Genomic DNA, 15,590 nt, shown 5'->3' on the forward strand with positions numbered 1-15,590 from the left:
GAATGATGAGCGCTCAGGGAACGCCGTCCGCGGCGGGCAGGACGGCAGGGGTGTCCGACACAATAAGGCAAACGCCGAAGGGCGCCTGGACCGTCACCTTTCTCCTGTTTCTCTTCATGGTCGTGAACTTCGCGGACAAGATCGTCGTCGGTCTCGCCGGCGTGCCGATCATGACCGACATGAAGCTCGACGCCGAGCAATTCGGCCTGCTCGGCTCCTCGTTCTTCTTCCTGTTCTCGATCTCGGCCATCGTGGTCGGCTTCATCGTCAACAAGGTGCCGACGCGCTGGGTGCTGCTGACGCTGGCGGTGATCTGGGCGCTGGCGCAGTTCCCGATGGTCGGCACCGTCTCGTTCACCACGCTCCTGATCTGCCGCATCGTGCTGGGCGCGGGCGAAGGCCCGGCCTTCTCGGTCGCCGCGCACGCGATCTACAAATGGTTCCCCGACGAGAAGCGCACGCTGCCGACCGCGATCCTGTCGCAAGGCTCGGCGTTCGGCGTCATCCTGGCCGTGCCGGCGTTGAACTGGGTCATCGTCAATCACTCCTGGCACTACGCCTTCGGCGCGCTTGGCGTCGCCGGCCTGATCTGGGTCTGTGCCTGGCTCACGTTCGGCAGGGAGGGCCCGCTCGAGGATGCGCAGGTCCTCGCCGCCACCGAGCCGAAAATCCCTTATGTGCAGCTTCTGACCTCGCGCACTTTCCTCGGCTGCGTGATCGCGACCTTCGGCGCCTATTGGGCATTGTCGCTCGGCCTCACCTGGTTCACGCCGTTCATCGTCAAGGGCCTTGGCTTCTCGCAGAGTCAGGCCGGCTTCGTCTCGATCCTGCCCTGGGTGTTCGGCGCCACCGTCGTCATCCTCACGGGATGGATCTCGCAGGTGATGATGGCGCGCGGCTACACCACGCGCATCTCGCGCGGCGTGCTCGGCTCGGTACCGCTGATCATCGGCGGCCTGATCCTGGCGATGATGGCGCATGTGCAGGGTGCGGGTCTTCAGATCGCGCTGCTCGTCGTCGGATCGGGCCTGTGCGGCGCGATCTATGTCGTCTGCCCGCCGATGCTCGGCGAGTTCACGCCGGCGTCGCAGCGCGGCGCCGTCCTCGCGATCTACGGCGCGCTCTATACGCTCTCTGGCATCATCGCGCCGAGCGTGATGGGAACCGTGATCCAGCGCGCCGGCAGCATGCTCGACGGCTATATGACCGGCTTCACCATCAACGCGGTGGTCATGGTTGGCTCCGGTGCCCTTGGTCTGCTCCTGCTCTGGCCGAACACGGAAAAGGCCAGGCTGACGCGCGGTGCCGCTCCGCAGGCAGCGGCGCTGAAAGGTGCGATCTCGCCGACGTAAGGGGCGCTGTTCGCCCCAACGAACGCTGTCGTCTCGGACAAGCGGAGCGCCGATCCGGGACCCATGGCCCCAGGGAGTAGTTTGGCGAGGACTGGGGGTTACCAGTCTTGCGCGACAACTTCTCCCTGGGGGTATGGGTCCCCGCCTGCTGCGCGGGGACGACACTGAGATTTGTGAGACGCCTCTGCGCCTCACGCGCAGTTGCGCTTACTGCGCCACTCCCTGCGCACCCCGAATCAACTTCCCCGGCCGTTGACCCGTCGCCTCGCCCTGCCGCCGCGTCACCACGCCCGACACGATGGTCGCTTCATAGCCGTCGACATCCTGTAACAGCCGCCGGCCGCCGACCGGCAGATCGTAGTGCACCTTCGGCGGATGCAGATGCAGGCGGTCATAGTCGATCAAATTGACGTCAGCCTTATATCCGGAAGCAATAAGTCCGCGATCGGTGAGGCCGACCGACAGCGCGGTCTTGCGCGACTGCGCCGCGACCACGAACGGGATCGTGAGCTTCTCGCCGCGCTTGCGGTCGCGGGTCCAGTGCGTCAGCAGATAGGTCGGGAAGCTCGCGTCGCAGATGATGCCGCAATGCGCGCCGCCGTCGGAGAGACCGGGCACCGATTGCGGATCGATCAGCATCTCGCGCGTCGCATCCAGATTGCCGTCGGCATAATTGAGGAACGGCACGTAGAGCATGCCCTTGCCTTCGTCGGACAGCATCGCGTCGTAAGCGAGCTCTTCCGGCCGGCGGCCCTGCTTGCGCGCCTGCGGTCCCAGCGCGTTCTCCGGCGGCTGTTCGTAATCCGGGGGATCGCCGAGCAGGAACATCTTGTCATAGTTCGGACGGAAGAACAGCGGATCGTCGGTGGCGGTGGCCGTCTCGCTCAAAATCGCCTTGCGCACATCGCTCTGATGCAGCCGCGCCAGCCGCTCGCTGAGCGGCAGATGCGCGATCGCCTTGTAGCTCGGATGGGTCTGGAACGGGTTTCGCGACAGCTCGAGCCCGAGCAGCAGGCCGACCGGGCGTGCCGCGATCTGCGCGGTGACGGAGAGGCCGCGCCTGGCGGCCGCATTGATCTCGTCCAGCGTCTGGCGCCAGCGCTGCGGCGCCTTGTCGTTTTGCGTGATCGAGAACGAGATCGGGCACTTCGTGGCATCCGCGACCCGCAGCATCATCGGCAGGTCTTCGTGAAGGGTGGAGAGGTCGAGCACGAATTGCAGCACGCTGCGGCCCTGGCTGTGCATCGCGCCGGCAATCGCGGTGAGCTCGTCCTCGCCCGCCTTCAGTGTCGGCGTGAAATCGCCGGTCGAGGTGCGATGGTTGAGCGTGCGCGAGGTCGAGAAGCCGAGTGCGCCGGAGCGCACCGCCTCACCCGCGAGCTTGGCCATCGCCGCATTGTCTTCCGCCGTCGAGGGATCGCGGCGCGCACCGCGCTCGCCCATGACATAAACGCGCAGCGCGGCGTGCGGCAGCTGCGCGCCGACGTCGATGTCGAAATCCCGCTTGGAAAGCCAGTCCATATAATCCGGAAAGCTCTCCCACGCCCAGGGAATGCCGGCGCTCAGCACCGGCTCGGGAATGTCCTCGACGCCCTCCATCAACTGGATCAGGCGGACGTGGTCGGCCGGCTTGCACGGCGCAAAGCCGACGCCACAATTACCCATGATCGCGGTGGTGACGCCGTTCTGCGAGGATGGCGTGATGTCCTGGCTCCAGGTCACCTGCCCGTCGTAATGGGTGTGCACGTCGACGAAGCCCGGCGTCACCAGCTTTCCGCGCGCGTCGATCTCTTCGTTGCCCTTGGCCGAAACCTTCCCGACCTCGCTGATCCTCCCACCGGTGATGGCGACGTCTGCCTCAAACAGCTCGCCGCCGCTTCCGTCCGCGACAGTGCCGCCGCGGATCACGAGATCAGGGGTGCTCATGGTGTTTCTTCCCGTTGGCTATTTTGCTTGGGTTGTTTTGCTTGAGCGCATTCTCGGGTGCACAAGCTTGGTGTCAACCGCGGGGAAGTGCACTCAGGGTTGCGTCGCAGCCGTGGCTTGCGGCTTCCGCTCCGTGAACGGCGATAGCACCACGGTCGCGACCATGAAGATCACCGAGGCGCCGAACACCCAATGCGGCGCGCTCTGGTCCATGATCCAGCCGAACAACAGCGGGCTGGCGATACCGCCGAGATTGAAGCCGGTGGAGACGATGCCGAAGGCGCGGCCTGCGGCGCCGGGAGGCGCGGCATTGCGCACCAGCATGTCGCGCGAGGGCGCGATCACGCCGGAGAGGAAGCCCGCCATCATCATCGCGGCCGTCAGGGTCCAGCCCGGCAGCGTGACCAGCGCGATCAGCAGCACGATGCCTGCATTCGCGGCAAAGCAGGCCGCTGCGACATAGCCGTGGCGCTCGGTATGGTCGGCGAGGAAACCACCGGCGAGCACGCCTGCGGCGCTGGCGGCGAGGAACGCGGTGAGCGCGACGTTGGCGGCGGAGTAGGATGCGCCGTAGCCGTTCATCAGCGCCACCACGCCGAAATTGTTGATGCCGGCGACCGACAGGCTGAGCAGCATGAACAGCACGGTCAGCGTGATCAGTGCCGGCGTGATCACGGCCTGCTTCGGCGCGTTCTCACTGCCCGGCTTTGTCTTGTGCGCGCCGGCATCGGGAATGTTCATGACGACCAGCAGCAGGGCCACCAGAACGCCGATCGCGCCCGAGGCGATCAGCGCACCCGTGCCGCCGGAGACGGTGACGAGAGCCGCGACCACCGCCGGCGCTACGGCGCCACCGAGATAGCCGGCAAAGGTGTGGATCGAGAAGGCGCGGCCCATCCGAGCCTCATCCATATGCTCGGCCAGGATAGCGTAGTCGGCGGGGTGATAGACGCTGTTGGCGAGACCCAGCAGCACCGCGCAGCCAATCAGCGAGGCATAGCTGAGGTGCAGGCCGAGCAGGATCAGCGCGAAACCGCCGAGCGCGAGCCCGGCCAGCAGGATTTTGCGCGCGCCAAAATGGTCGACGAGATAGCCGGTCGGCGCCTGCGTCAGGCCGGACACGACCGCGGACACGGTGAGTGCGAAGCCGAGCTCGATATAGCCGACGCCGAGCTCGCTCTTCAGGAACGGAAACAGCATCGGCAGGACCAGCAGATGGAAATGGCTGACCCAATGCGCGATCGAAATCCCGGTCAGCGTGCGCACCGCACTGTCCGCCTTGCCTTGCTGCGGTGCGGCGAGAACGTCGACCATTGCAGTTCCGTTTCACGTCCTTGAGGGGACGCGCAAACTATCGGGCAGAGCAGTTATTTGTCCATGAACGCGGGCGCATGGCAGGTAGCGCGGGTGGGATCTATCCGTCGTCCCGGCGTTCCAGGGACGACATGGGAGGGTGGGGTAACTCCTCACAACGGCTCATCATCCGGGCCGTAGCGGTCACGCTTCGGCGTGGCGATATCGCCGTCTTCGTGATCGTCCTCGGTGTCGCGCGGAGGCGAGGGCTTCTTCGCCTTGTCGTCCGGCTTCTTGGGCGGCTCGCTCGGCTTGGCGATCTTGGCCATGGCTGTTCCCGGATGGTGATGCGTCATCCGCTTCTAGCCCGAAAATATGGGCGGTTCCTGACCTATCCCAAGCCCGCGACGATGACGTCAGCCGCGGACCACCGGCCCGCCCGCCTTCTTCCAGGCGTCGATGCCGCCGGCGATGTGGGCGGTGTTGGTGAGCCCGGCCTCCTTGGCGGCAGCCACGGCCATTGCCGAGCGTTCGCCGAAGGCGCAGAAAAACACGATGCGGCGGCCGGTCGAGGCCGCGACCTCGCGCAGCATGCCGCCGGGCTTGAGGCTGTGTTCAACGGACGGATAGGGTGTGTGCAGCGCGCCTTCGAGCATGCCGTGCTTCATCCGCTCATTGGTCTCGCGCAGATCGACCAGCAGGATATCGGGACGGCCGAGCGAGCGGATCGCCTCGCCGGCGCTGACTGCGCGGCCCTCTTTCTCCAGCTCCTCCTGATGCAGGCCCACATGCATGTTGGCGGGCACGGCGACGTCCATCATCTTCGGATTGGGCAGCTTCAGGTTCGCCATCAGCTCGATATATTCGTCGACCGAGCGCACCTGGAGCCGCGGATTGTAGCGCTTCTCCTCGCCGATGGTGGAGACGGTGTCGCCTTTGTAGTCATGCGCCGGGAAGACCATCGTCTCGTCCGGCAGCTTGAGCAGGCGGTTGAAGATCGACTCGTACTGCGCGCGCGAGGAGCCGTTCTGAAAATCGGTGCGCCCGGTGCCGCGAATCAGAAGCGTATCTCCGGTGAAGACGCGGTCGCCCATCAAATAGGAATAGGAATCGTCGGTATGGCCGGGCGTGTACATCACGTCGAGCGACAGGCCCTCGATCGTCACCTTGTCGCCGTCGGCGACCCGCATCGCCACCACGTCGGCCTTGGTCTGGTCGCCCATCACCGTCATGCAATGAGTGCGGTCGCGCAGCTCGCCGAGCCCGGTGACATGGTCGGCATGCAGATGAGTGTCCACCGCCTTGACCAGCTTGAGGTCGAGCTCGCGCAGCAGCTGGCAATAGCGGTCGACCTTCTCCAGCACAGGATCAAGGATCAGCGCCTCGCCGCCGGGGCGGCTCGCCAGGACATAGCTGTAGGTGCCCGAAACGCTGTCGAAGAGCTGGCGGAAGATCATGGCAGGAACCCGGCGTGGACTGATTCCACTTCCTACTACGCCACGGGCTGAAAAGAGAAGCAAGTCACTGTATAGGGAGCGAACTAGGGAATATTATTTTACGTAACTGTCGTGACCGCCTCGCTGGGGCAATCCTTCGAGACGCCCGCCTTTGGCGGGCCCTCAGGATGAGGGCGTCTTCGTGGGAAGTCTTAAATCCTCGTGGTGAGGAGCGCCGCCTTACGGCGCATCTCGAACCATGAAGGCCCGCATGCGCAGGCCGGCGCCTACGGCCTCACCACCGTGTACCCATTCTCCGCCAGGAACAGGATCTGTCCGACCCCAACCTGCACCGGCGTGGCGGCGGGGATGAACTCCGGCCGCTTGCCCGTCTCCCGCTCGATCGTGTCGACGGTGTTGAGGCAGATATCGAAGCGCACGCCCTGCGCGATCAGGCTTTCGACCTGCTTGCGGCGCTCGCTGCCGGCAAGCAGCAGGTCGATGCCGGGGCCGAACGCCACCACCTCGATCGCGACCTTGTCGGGATCATAGGCCTTCAGGAGATTGTTGGCGACGCTCAGCACCAGCGCCTGCTTCTTCACATCGCCGTCGGAGAGCTGGAGCACGACCTTGTGCTCCGCGAACGGCTTGTCCTGGAGCGGCACTTGCTGCGCCCAAACCTTCTGGCTCAAAGTCAGGGGCATGGCGGCGAAGGCGAACATCGCCAGCAGCATCGCGGATAAGATTTGCGACCGTATCATCCCTGCCCTGCAATGCCTGGATTGCCATCGACGCCTTTCAGCGTGACGCCGGAGCCGAGACGCTCCGGCATCATGCGGCCCGAGCGCAGATATTTGGCGACGACGTCCCACACCGGTGCGCCCTGCTGGCCATTGACCGAGGCCCAGCCCGCGATCTTGTAGCGGTGGCTCGCACTGAGCGCCTTGCCGCTATTGAGCTTCAGCTCGGAGATGCGGCTGCCGACCGTGGCCATCGGCGTGCAGGTGTAGCTGAGCCCGCCGGCGCGCACCATGTCGCCGCCCTGCTGATAATAGGGATCGGCGTTGAAGAGGTTGTCGCAGATGTCTTCCAGCACGTCCTTGATCTCTGCGCCGGTCATCTCCTGCACATAGGTCTCGGGATAGGTGATCGCGGTTTCCGCGAGCAAATCCTCCATGGTCAGGGCTTGGCCGGCCAGCGCCGTGACGCCCCAGCGGAAGCCCGGCGACACCGCGATCTCGGCGTCGAGTTCGGCGCGGAGTGCAGTGCAGATCAGCTCGTCGACGGGACCGGCGAAATTGTCGCGGCGATACAGCAGGCGGTCTGGCGTTGAGATCTTCTCCGACCAGTCGGTCACATGCGGCGCGCGCAGCCGGCCGATCAGCTCAGCCATGGCGGGATCGGGCTTCAGCAGCTCGGAATAGACCGGCAGCAAATGATACCTGATGTCACCGACCTTGCCCTTGTCCAGCGCGAGGTCGAGCACCGCCAAAAATTTTCCGTTGGAGCCGGCATTGGTGACGAGCGTCGTACCGTTGGCGTTCTTCACCGCGATGGGCTGCGGGATCGCATCATGGGTGTGGCCGCCGAGGATGACGTCGATACCGGTGACGCGGCTTGCGAGCTTGAGGTCGACGTCCATGCCGTTGTGCGACAGCAGAATGACGGCATCGACCTTGTCGTGGCCGCGCACGGCATCGACGTGTTTCTGCAGCTCTTCCTCGCGGATGCCAAAAGTCCAGTCCGGTGTGAACCGTTTGGGATGTGCGATCGGCACGTAAGGGAAGGCCTGACCGACGATGGCGACGCGATGGCCGCCGAGCTCCTTGATAACAGAGGGCTTGAACACGCGCCCGCTCGCCCTGTCGAAGGCGCTGGCGTCGTTGAAGGCGGCCTCTTCGGTCAGGAAGACGTTCTGCGCCAGAAACTCGCCCTTGAAGCGCTCGAGATTGTCGCGCAGCGCCTGCTCGCCATAAGTGAACTCCCAATGCCCGGTCATCGCTTCGATGCCGAGCAGGTTGGCGACCTCCACCATGTCGCGGCCTTGCATAACATTGGCAAGCCCGGTGCCCTGCCAGAGATCGCCGCCGTCGAGCAGCATGGAGTGTTTTTCGCCAACGTCGTTGCGCAGACGGTCGACCAGCGTCTTCAGATGGGCAAAGCCGCCGAGCTTGCCGAAGCGGGCGGCGGACTTCTCGAACTCGAAGCAGCTGAAGGCGTAGGCATCCGCGCTGTCGGACCGGATGCCGAAATGATCGAGAAACGCGCGGCCGACCAGGTGCGGCGGCCGTCCCGCCATCTCGCCGATGCCGATATTGACGCTGGGCTCGCGGAAATAGACCGGGTTGAGCTGCGCATGCGTGTCGGTGATGTGCAGGATCCGCGCATTGCCGAACCGTTCAAGGTCGTAAATGCCCGCCGCTTCAGCGCCGCGCGCGAGCCGCGGCAGGCTGAGCGATGCGGCGGCAACGCCGGCACTCTTCAGGAAATCGCGGCGGCGGATCGCCATCCAGAAATTCTCCGCGCCCTCTAGTGGTCGCAAGGCTGTTGCACCAGCGAGCAGTCTAGCGGATTTCCATCGTCTTCCAGGCCTCTTTTTCGGACGTGGCCTGGAAGATCGATGCTTTCGCCAGCGCCTCGGCCTCTTTCGCGGCGGTCACCGCGCGGTCGAAATCGCCGCCGTCAGCCGCCTTCTTCGCTGCCGCCAGCGCCGAGACAGTCACGGTCCACTGGTTGCGCATGCCGGCCGCCTCCTTGGAGGCGGCTTCGGCGGCGGCATAGGCCGCCTTGTAATCCGCCTCATTTGCTGCGCGCGCCGCTGGCGCGAGGCTCAGGGCAAGCAGCATGGCGAGGGGAAGTGACCGCTTCATGGCCGCGCTCCCGGGCCCGATATTGGCAGGCCGTTGGCGACGTAGGAGAGGAAATATTCGACGTCGCGATATTCGTCCGCCTGCGGCTCCAGCGGAACCGCGCGGGTCTGGCTGTTGCAGGTGACGAAGCGGCGGCTGGTGGTGCCCATGCCGCTCCATTCGGACCGGTAGATTGGCATCGCGTTCAGGATACCGAGCGCCGGCGCCAGGACCTCGGCGCGGATGCGCTCGCCGGGGCTCTGCACATGGCAGCTCGCGCAGGAGAAATTCATCTGGCCGCGCCGGGTGTAGAAATAGCGCTTGCCGTTCTCGAACGCCGCGAGTGCGCGGGGATCGTCGGGGACCTTGATGTCCATCGGCTTGCCGCGCGAGGTGAAGGCCATATAGGCGGTCAGCGAGGCCATCTCGTCCTTGACGTAGGAATAGGGCGCCTCGCCATTGGCCTCGCGGCAGCGGTTGAGCGCGAGCTCCAGCGTGACGACCTTGCCTTCCTTCTCGTCGAAGTAAGGATAGTTCTGGCGGATGCCGATGCCGCCGTTGGGGAAGCAGTCGGCATAGGTTTTCCCGTTCTTGAACGGGGTCGCGAACATTTCCTTGCCGGCGTCGAGCGCGAACTCGTAGGGCGGGAATTCCTCCTTCTCCTGCCACTGCCGCTTCATGTCCTCGTTCATGGAATAAGGACCGTTGACGAAATCCTCGTGCTTCACGGTCGGAAACTTCTGGAAGAAGAAGTTCTGGAACGCTTTGGCGTCGGCCACGGGATCGACCTTGTCGGCCGCGATCACGCGCGCAGAGGTGAGGGCGAACGCGACGAGCGCGGCGCACACCGAACCAAGCAGGAGGGCAGACCGGAACTTCATCACGAGATCTTCGCGGTGGTCGTGTCCGACTTACCCTTGTTATCGGTCCAGGAGACCTTGAGGTCGTCGCCCTTCTTGGCCCCCTTGAAGCTGAACTTGACATAGGGGTCCTTCGAGACCGCAGTGCCCCAATCGGCAACGAAGACGTCCTTGCCGTTATATTCGAACTTCAGTTCCTGGATGAAATGCGCGGGGATCAGCTCGCCCTTGGCATCCTTGACGAAGCCGGTGTCCATGGGGTGTTGGATTAGCGTCTGCACCTCGGTGATGTCGCCGTTGGCGGTGGCGCGTACGCGAATGCTGGATGCCATCTGTTTCTTCCTTCGCCGTTAGCCGCCGCAGCCGCCGACGGTGACTTTCACTTCCTTGGTCGCCCTGTAGAGCTTGCCGTCGGCTTCCACGATCGCGGTCACGTTGGTGGTCTTGGCCATCTTCAGGCGGTTGGCGACGCTCGGGATCGTGCCGTCTGGAATCCTGTAGCTTGCCGCGAGCGCATTCGGGTTCTCGGCCACGAAGAACGAGATCGACGTCACCTTGTCGAGCGTCGTCGTCACCGAGATCGGCACGACGCCGCCGTTCTCCGCGATCTCGGGCGCGTCGAGCTTGACCTTGTCGGACGGCTCGGCGGTCCTGCCATAGAGCGACTTGATCGCATCCGCCTCGCGCTTCTGCTTGAAGGCTTCTTCCGGATATTTGTCGTTGGCCGCGGCGCGTGCGGGAGCGGCGCCGAACGGCAAATTGCCGAGGCCGAGCAGCGCGACCGAGGCGGCGCCCTGAAGGATCAGGCGCCGCGTCGGATGAGGGCCGGTACGTGTCGTCATCAGAGGTCTCCTGGCGTGCCGGCGGTCACAAGGTCTGGAGGAAATCAACGATCGCGCTGATCTCCTGTTCGGTCAAAATCCGGTTCCGGCCGAACGGCGGCATCATGGTCTGCGGATTGCGCTTGGTCTCGTCGAAGATGATCGCGGCCAGCTCGTTGCGATCAGGGTATTTCGCCTTGATGTCCTTCAGCTCCGGCCCGATCGTTCCCGGCAGGTCGCCCCCCTTGATGACGTGGCAGGTCAGGCAATTGCCCTTGCCGCGGTCAAAGGCGAGCTTTTGGCCGTCAGTCACGGCGGATTGCGCCAGCGCCGTGCCCGCGGCAAAGCCGGTGAGGGCGGCCAGCGCGAGAAGCAGGGCGGGCTTGCAAGGAAAGGCGGTCAAGGCGTCGTCCCGGAGCGTTATGCAACATACCAAAAGATAGTGTTCAAAAGCACAAAGGCCATGTCCTGACAATCGAGACTATGCAGGCTGCAAAATGGCGTTAATATCTTCCGCATTGCAACTGAAGAGATAGATCGCCCGTCAGGCCGGTTTGGACTGGCAAATTATTCCAGGGTGTTTGGCCCTCGTCGCGTTTTCGTCTGCTTTCTCATTTCCGGGGACTTCAATTGGCTGAATATGTCGTCGAATTTGGCAGGGACGGTGGTCGGGTCGAGTCCGACGGCCGCCTCGATGCGCCTGCCTTTCACCGCAATCACGAGCCGCTCTTGGCGGCGCTGGAAAAGCATCTCGCCGGGAGCACCGGCGACGTGGTCGAGGTCGGCAGCGGAACCGGGCAGCACGTGGTCCATTTCGCTCGCCACACGCCCGGCCTGGTCTGGTGGCCCAGCGACCTCAACCAGCGGCACGTGAAGAGCATCGAGGCCTGGCGCGTGCATTCGGGCCTGCAAAACGTCCGCAGCCCGCTGCGGATTGATCTCACGGATCCCGGCTGGTGCCCGGAGATGAAGGGCGGGCAGGCGCCGACGAGTCTTGCCGCCGTGTTCTGCGCCAATGTCATCCACATCGCACCATGGAGTGTGGCCGAGGGCCTGTTCGCAGGCTGCAGCCGCTATTTGCGGGCCGACGGCAAGCTGTTCCTCTACGGCCCGTTCAAGCGCGGCGGCAAGCACACCGCGCTCAGCAATGCCGTGTTCGACACCTCCTTGCGCGAAGGCAATCCCGATTGGGGCGTGCGCGACATCGGCGATGTCGAGACGCTCGCGCGCGGAGTAGGTCTTCGCCTCGTCGATACGATCGACATGCCGGCGAACAATCTCACGCTGGTGTTTTCGCGTTAGCCACGAAGAAGGCGCGCTCCCTCCCCCGCTTGCGGGGAAGGGCTGGGGAGAGGGTGCTTCCGCAGCCAAGAATCCCGAAGAGGATATAGCCCTCACCCGGCGCTTCGCGCCGACCTCTCCCGCAAGCGGGAGAGGTAAGCGGTGCGCTTGGTCTGCACCGATCGAATCAACCTCAGACCTCGCCGTCCCGCCAGCCGATCTTGTCCTTCAGGAATCGATAGCCGAGCACCTCGAAGCCGGCGCGCTCCTTGTTGTCCTTGCCGTAGCCGTGGCCGCCCGCCTCCGGCTCGTAGAACCAGGCCTCATAGCCCATCGCCTGGAGCTTTGCGGCCATCTTGCGCGCGTGGCCGGGATGGACGCGGTCGTCGCGCCGTGTCGTCGCGATCAGGATCGGCGGGTAAGTCTGTCCGGGTTTCGCGTTGTGATAGGCCGAGTAGGTCTTCAGCCAGTCCCACTCTTCGGGCTTGTCGGGGTCGCCATATTCCGCGATCCAGCTCGCGCCCGCGAGCAGCTTTGTATAGCGGCGCATGTCGATCAGCGGAATGGTGCAGAACAGCGCGCCGAAACGCTCGGGGTAGCGCACCAGCATGTTGGTGATGAGGATGCCGCCGTTCGATCCGCCCTGCGCGGCGATCCGCTTTGCTTTCGTCACGCCGCGGCGTACCAGATCGGCGGCAACGGCTGCAAAATCATCGTGCGACAGCTTCTTGCCGGCGAGCCGGCCGGCATCGTGCCAGCGCGTGCCGAACTCGCCGCCGCCGCGCAAATTCGCCTGCACCATCGTGCCGCCGCGCTCCAGCCACAGCTTGCCGAGCGACGGGTTGTAATACGGCTTCACCGAATGGGCGAAGCCGCCATAGGCGCTCATATAGACCGGCGCATCGCCGGTCTCGGTCGCGGGGCCGGTCTGGACATAGGGAATGCGCTCGCCGTCGACCGAGATCGCCTCGTGCTGCGTCACCACGAGGCCGTCGGCGGTGAACGTCTTCGGCGCCTGCTTCAGCACGGTCGGGCTTGCAACGCCGCGCTCAATCAACAGCAGCGACGGCGGCGTGAGCGGATCCTGCACATTGGCGAGCAGGTCGCCATTGCTTTCGGACGGATGGCGATCGAGCGGCCAGATGTCGACGACGCCGATTTGCGGGAGGCCGCCGAGCGTCTCGCGGGTCCAACCTGAAGCAGATGGCGTGCAGATCTCGAACTGCGGCTTGAGCTCGTCGAGGATCGACAGCACCAGTCTGCCTGCGCTCCAGAAGAAGCCCTGTAGTGCTCGCCGCGGTCCGGGCTCGAACAGGAGCGTGAAGTCGCGGCTGCCGGCCACAAACGCCGAGAGCGAAATGCCCAGCATGGCGTCAGCGGCGTAGGTTCGTCCTTCGATCGACCAGGGCTCGCGCAGCTTCATCGCGAACCAGTCGCCATGCGCCTGCATCCAGATGCCGGTCGGCAGGTCGAGCTTGGTCGTGGTGCCGGTTTCGTCGCGCAGCCAGATGCCGTAATTGAAGAAGTCGATCTGGTCGGTGATCCACGCGCGCGGCTTCGCTCCGGTGTCGTCGGCGCCGCCATAGATCACCATATGATCGGCCGTGGTCTCGATGATCACTTGCGCCTGATCCACGCGCTGGCCGCGCCGCCACAGCCGAACGGTCCTCGCATATCCGGAACTCGTGGCCATGCCCTCGCCATGGGCGCTGGACAGCAGCAGCGTATCGGCATCGACCCAATCGACGCCGCCTTTGGCTTCCTGCAGCGTAAAGCCGTCCGCAACGAAGCTCTTCGTATTCAGATCGAATTCCCGCAAGGTGACAGCGTCGCTGCCGCCGCGCGACAGGCTCAGGATGACTCGCGAATGTCCCGGCAACGAGCTGATCGAGCTCAGCAGCCAGTCCTCGCCTTCGCTCGCCGCAAGCTGGTCGATATCCAGCACGATCTCCCACGCCGGGCTCACCTTTCGAAACTCCGCCAGCGTGGTTCGCCGCCACAGGCCGCGCGGGTTGGTGGCATCCTTCCAGTGATTGTGCAGATCGGCGCCGCGCCGGCTGACATAGGGGATGTTGTCGGGACGATCGTAGATCGTGGCGAGGATGTCACGGTCGCGCTCGAAGTCCTTTCCACCAAACGCGTCGAGCGTCAGCCGATTCTGCCGCGCGACGAAATCGAGCGCCTGCGCGCCTTCGATCTCCTCCAGCCAAAGCCAGGGATCGTCGTCGGGAGCGCTGAGCGTAGGCCTGTCATCGATGGACATGAATGAAACTCCGGAAGTCGCGGCGGATAGGATTTGATCGAACGCAAGCCGTCAAGAGCGCAGCCCGCTATCATCCTTTCGATTGCGTCGGAGGCATGGCCCGCGCCCGGTTGCGCCGGTTGCCCGCCCTCCCGCGCTCCTCCATAGTGCCGGGAATCAACAAAGCACCTTTAAAGGCCCTTGGGCGGAAATGCCGATGCTTGATGTGACTGCAGCCGATCAGATCGGCGCCGATGCCCGCGTGCGCGCCAATGTGGTGCGCCTTGCCGCAGCGCAAGCGCTGACCGGCGCCAACTCGGCGGTGATCTTCGCCACCGGCTCGATCGTCGGCGCCACGCTCGCGCCAGACATGTCGCTCGCGACAGTGCCGCTGTCGATGTACGTCGTCGGGCTCGCCGCCGGCACGCTGCCGACCGGTGCGATCTCGCGCCGCTTCGGCCGCCGCTGGGCCTTCGTCGTCGGTACCGGCTGCGGTGTGCTTACCGGCGTGCTCGGCTCGTTCGCGATCCTGCACGCCTCGTTCGCGCTGTTTTGCGTTGCGACCTTCCTCGGTGGCCTCTACGGCGCGGTGGCGCAGTCCTATCGCTTCGCCGCCGCCGACGGCGCCAGCGCCGCCTACCGGCCCAAGGCGGTGTCATGGGTCATGGCCGGCGGCGTGTTCGCCGGCGTGCTCGGTCCGCAACTCGTGCAATGGACGATGGACGTCTGGTCGCCCTATCTGTTTGCCTTCAGCTTCCTGGTGCAGGCCGCGGTCGCGCTGGTCGCGATGGGCATCGTTGCCGGCGTCGACATGCCGAAGCCGGCTCCGGCCGATCTGCATGGCGGGCGGCCGCTGCTCACGATCGTAAGCCAACCACGCTTCATCGCGGCCGCTCTGTGCGGTGTCATCTCCTATCCCATGATGAATCTGGTGATGACCTCGGCGCCGCTCGCAATGAGGATGTGCGGCCTCAGCCTCAGCGATTCCAATTTCGGCATTCAGTGGCACATCGTCGCGATGTACGGGCCGAGCTTCTTTACCGGCGCGCTGATCGCGCGCTTCGGGGCGCCTGTTATCGTCGCAGCCGGCCTGCTGCTCGAGGCCGGCGCCGCCGGCATCGGTCTCTCCGGCCTCACCGCGATGCACTTCTGGGCGACGCTGATCGTGCTCGGTGTGGGCTGGAATTTCTCGTTCATCGGAGCCTCTGCGTTGGTGCTGGAGACGCACCGTCCGCAGGAGCGCAACAAGGTGCAGGCCTTCAATGATTTTCTGGTGTTCGGCATGATGGCGATCGGCTCGTTCTCGTCCGGGCAACTGCTTGCTAATTACGGCTGGTCCGCCGTGAACATGGTTGTGTTCCCGCCGGTGCTGCTCGGGCTTGCCGTGCTCTCGCTGGCGTCCTGGGCGCGCCGCCGCAGGGCGCGGCTGGATGCGGCCATGGGAGAGTTCCCGGACGCGATCTGAATTGGCGGGAGGTTGTCAGCAGCGTTGATCGTTCGATCGCTATCGAAGTGATTTTCGGGGGCGAG

15 protein-coding genes are annotated in these 15,590 nt (G+C 64.7%); 3 read left to right on the top strand and 12 right to left on the bottom strand.

The annotated features are described in order from the left end of the window. Positions 1–5 precede the first annotated feature (5 nt). On the top strand, positions 6–1,352 hold the full coding sequence (locus IVA80_RS36460) for an MFS transporter (protein ID WP_247439944.1): 1,347 nt from the start codon (positions 6–8) through the stop codon (positions 1,350–1,352). A gap of 207 nt (positions 1,353–1,559) precedes the next feature. On the opposite strand, the gene IVA80_RS36465 is transcribed toward IVA80_RS36460, so the two are convergent. From IVA80_RS36465 to soxX, 11 genes are all read right to left on the bottom strand, one after another. Further along, positions 1,560–3,278, bottom strand: a complete 1,719-nt coding sequence (locus IVA80_RS36465) for an amidohydrolase family protein (RefSeq protein ID WP_247439945.1) — start codon at positions 3,276–3,278, stop codon at positions 1,560–1,562. Between the two features lie 93 nt (positions 3,279–3,371). Next, a complete protein-coding gene (locus IVA80_RS36470) occupies positions 3,372–4,592 on the bottom strand; it encodes an MFS transporter (RefSeq protein ID WP_247439946.1) in 1,221 nt (406 codons plus the stop codon). A 152-nt stretch (positions 4,593–4,744) separates the two neighbouring features. After that, positions 4,745–4,900: a hypothetical protein gene (locus IVA80_RS36475; protein ID WP_247439947.1), complete on the bottom strand. Its 156-nt coding sequence runs from the start codon at positions 4,898–4,900 to the stop codon at positions 4,745–4,747. A gap of 87 nt (positions 4,901–4,987) precedes the next feature. Then, the gene (locus IVA80_RS36480) at positions 4,988–6,028 is read right to left on the bottom strand and encodes an MBL fold metallo-hydrolase (protein WP_247439948.1); all 1,041 of its coding nucleotides are present in this window, start codon (positions 6,026–6,028) and stop codon (positions 4,988–4,990) included. 266 nt (positions 6,029–6,294) lie between these two features. Next, positions 6,295–6,768 carry a hypothetical protein gene (locus IVA80_RS36485; RefSeq protein WP_247439949.1) on the bottom strand — a complete coding sequence of 158 codons (474 nt, stop codon included), beginning with the start codon at positions 6,766–6,768 and terminating at the stop codon, positions 6,295–6,297. Then, positions 6,765–8,516 carry a thiosulfohydrolase SoxB gene (gene soxB, locus IVA80_RS36490; RefSeq protein WP_247439950.1) on the bottom strand — a complete coding sequence of 584 codons (1,752 nt, stop codon included), beginning with the start codon at positions 8,514–8,516 and terminating at the stop codon, positions 6,765–6,767. The genes IVA80_RS36485 and soxB overlap by 4 nt, the downstream gene beginning before the upstream one ends. A 55-nt stretch (positions 8,517–8,571) precedes the next feature. Continuing rightward, the gene (locus IVA80_RS36495) at positions 8,572–8,877 is read right to left on the bottom strand and encodes a hypothetical protein (protein WP_247439951.1); all 306 of its coding nucleotides are present in this window, start codon (positions 8,875–8,877) and stop codon (positions 8,572–8,574) included. Beyond that, a complete protein-coding gene (gene soxA, locus IVA80_RS36500) occupies positions 8,874–9,737 on the bottom strand; it encodes a sulfur oxidation c-type cytochrome SoxA (protein WP_247439952.1) in 864 nt (287 codons plus the stop codon). The genes IVA80_RS36495 and soxA overlap by 4 nt, the downstream gene beginning before the upstream one ends. Continuing rightward, positions 9,737–10,048 carry a thiosulfate oxidation carrier complex protein SoxZ gene (gene soxZ / locus IVA80_RS36505; RefSeq protein ID WP_247439953.1) on the bottom strand — a complete coding sequence of 104 codons (312 nt, stop codon included), beginning with the start codon at positions 10,046–10,048 and terminating at the stop codon, positions 9,737–9,739. The genes soxA and soxZ overlap by 1 nt, the downstream gene beginning before the upstream one ends. Positions 10,049–10,066: 18 nt before the next feature. Next, positions 10,067–10,558 carry a thiosulfate oxidation carrier protein SoxY gene (soxY, locus tag IVA80_RS36510; RefSeq protein ID WP_247439954.1) on the bottom strand — a complete coding sequence of 164 codons (492 nt, stop codon included), beginning with the start codon at positions 10,556–10,558 and terminating at the stop codon, positions 10,067–10,069. 25 nt (positions 10,559–10,583) lie between these two features. Next, entirely contained in the window at positions 10,584–10,901 is a 318-nt protein-coding gene (gene soxX, locus IVA80_RS36515) for a sulfur oxidation c-type cytochrome SoxX (RefSeq protein ID WP_247440016.1), read from the bottom strand. Positions 10,902–11,167: 266 nt separating this feature from the next. On the opposite strand from soxX, the gene IVA80_RS36520 reads away from it, so the two are divergent. After that, positions 11,168–11,839 carry a DUF938 domain-containing protein gene (locus IVA80_RS36520; protein WP_247439955.1) on the top strand — a complete coding sequence of 224 codons (672 nt, stop codon included), beginning with the start codon at positions 11,168–11,170 and terminating at the stop codon, positions 11,837–11,839. Between the two features lie 172 nt (positions 11,840–12,011). Here the strand turns inward: IVA80_RS36520 and IVA80_RS36525 are convergent, their stop codons facing one another. Next, positions 12,012–14,081, bottom strand: a complete 2,070-nt coding sequence (locus tag IVA80_RS36525; protein ID WP_247439956.1) for a prolyl oligopeptidase family serine peptidase — start codon at positions 14,079–14,081, stop codon at positions 12,012–12,014. A gap of 196 nt (positions 14,082–14,277) precedes the next feature. On the opposite strand from IVA80_RS36525, the gene IVA80_RS36530 reads away from it, so the two are divergent. Then, positions 14,278–15,525: an MFS transporter gene (locus IVA80_RS36530; protein WP_247439957.1), complete on the top strand. Its 1,248-nt coding sequence runs from the start codon at positions 14,278–14,280 to the stop codon at positions 15,523–15,525. Positions 15,526–15,590: the final 65 nt, after the last annotated feature.

This window comes from Bradyrhizobium sp. 139, assembly GCF_023074175.1.
Taxonomy (GTDB): domain Bacteria; phylum Pseudomonadota; class Alphaproteobacteria; order Rhizobiales; family Xanthobacteraceae; genus Bradyrhizobium.

Excerpts from the sequence above, each read along its gene's own strand:
- IVA80_RS36460 (WP_247439944.1), top strand. The coding sequence starts at position 6 with ATGAGCGCTCAGGGAACGCCGTCCGCGGCGGGCAGGACGGCAGGGGTG.
- IVA80_RS36465 (WP_247439945.1), bottom strand. The coding sequence starts at position 3,278 with ATGAGCACCCCTGATCTCGTGATCCGCGGCGGCACTGTCGCGGACGGA.
- IVA80_RS36470 (WP_247439946.1), bottom strand. The coding sequence starts at position 4,592 with ATGGTCGACGTTCTCGCCGCACCGCAGCAAGGCAAGGCGGACAGTGCG.
- IVA80_RS36475 (WP_247439947.1), bottom strand. The coding sequence starts at position 4,900 with ATGGCCAAGATCGCCAAGCCGAGCGAGCCGCCCAAGAAGCCGGACGAC.
- IVA80_RS36480 (WP_247439948.1), bottom strand. The coding sequence starts at position 6,028 with ATGATCTTCCGCCAGCTCTTCGACAGCGTTTCGGGCACCTACAGCTAT.
- IVA80_RS36485 (WP_247439949.1), bottom strand. The coding sequence starts at position 6,768 with ATGATACGGTCGCAAATCTTATCCGCGATGCTGCTGGCGATGTTCGCC.
- soxB (WP_247439950.1), bottom strand. The coding sequence starts at position 8,516 with ATGGCGATCCGCCGCCGCGATTTCCTGAAGAGTGCCGGCGTTGCCGCC.
- IVA80_RS36495 (WP_247439951.1), bottom strand. The coding sequence starts at position 8,877 with ATGAAGCGGTCACTTCCCCTCGCCATGCTGCTTGCCCTGAGCCTCGCG.
- soxA (WP_247439952.1), bottom strand. The coding sequence starts at position 9,737 with ATGAAGTTCCGGTCTGCCCTCCTGCTTGGTTCGGTGTGCGCCGCGCTC.
- soxZ (WP_247439953.1), bottom strand. The coding sequence starts at position 10,048 with ATGGCATCCAGCATTCGCGTACGCGCCACCGCCAACGGCGACATCACC.
- soxY (WP_247439954.1), bottom strand. The coding sequence starts at position 10,558 with ATGACGACACGTACCGGCCCTCATCCGACGCGGCGCCTGATCCTTCAG.
- IVA80_RS36525 (WP_247439956.1), bottom strand. The coding sequence starts at position 14,081 with ATGTCCATCGATGACAGGCCTACGCTCAGCGCTCCCGACGACGATCCC.
- IVA80_RS36530 (WP_247439957.1), top strand. The coding sequence starts at position 14,278 with ATGCTTGATGTGACTGCAGCCGATCAGATCGGCGCCGATGCCCGCGTG.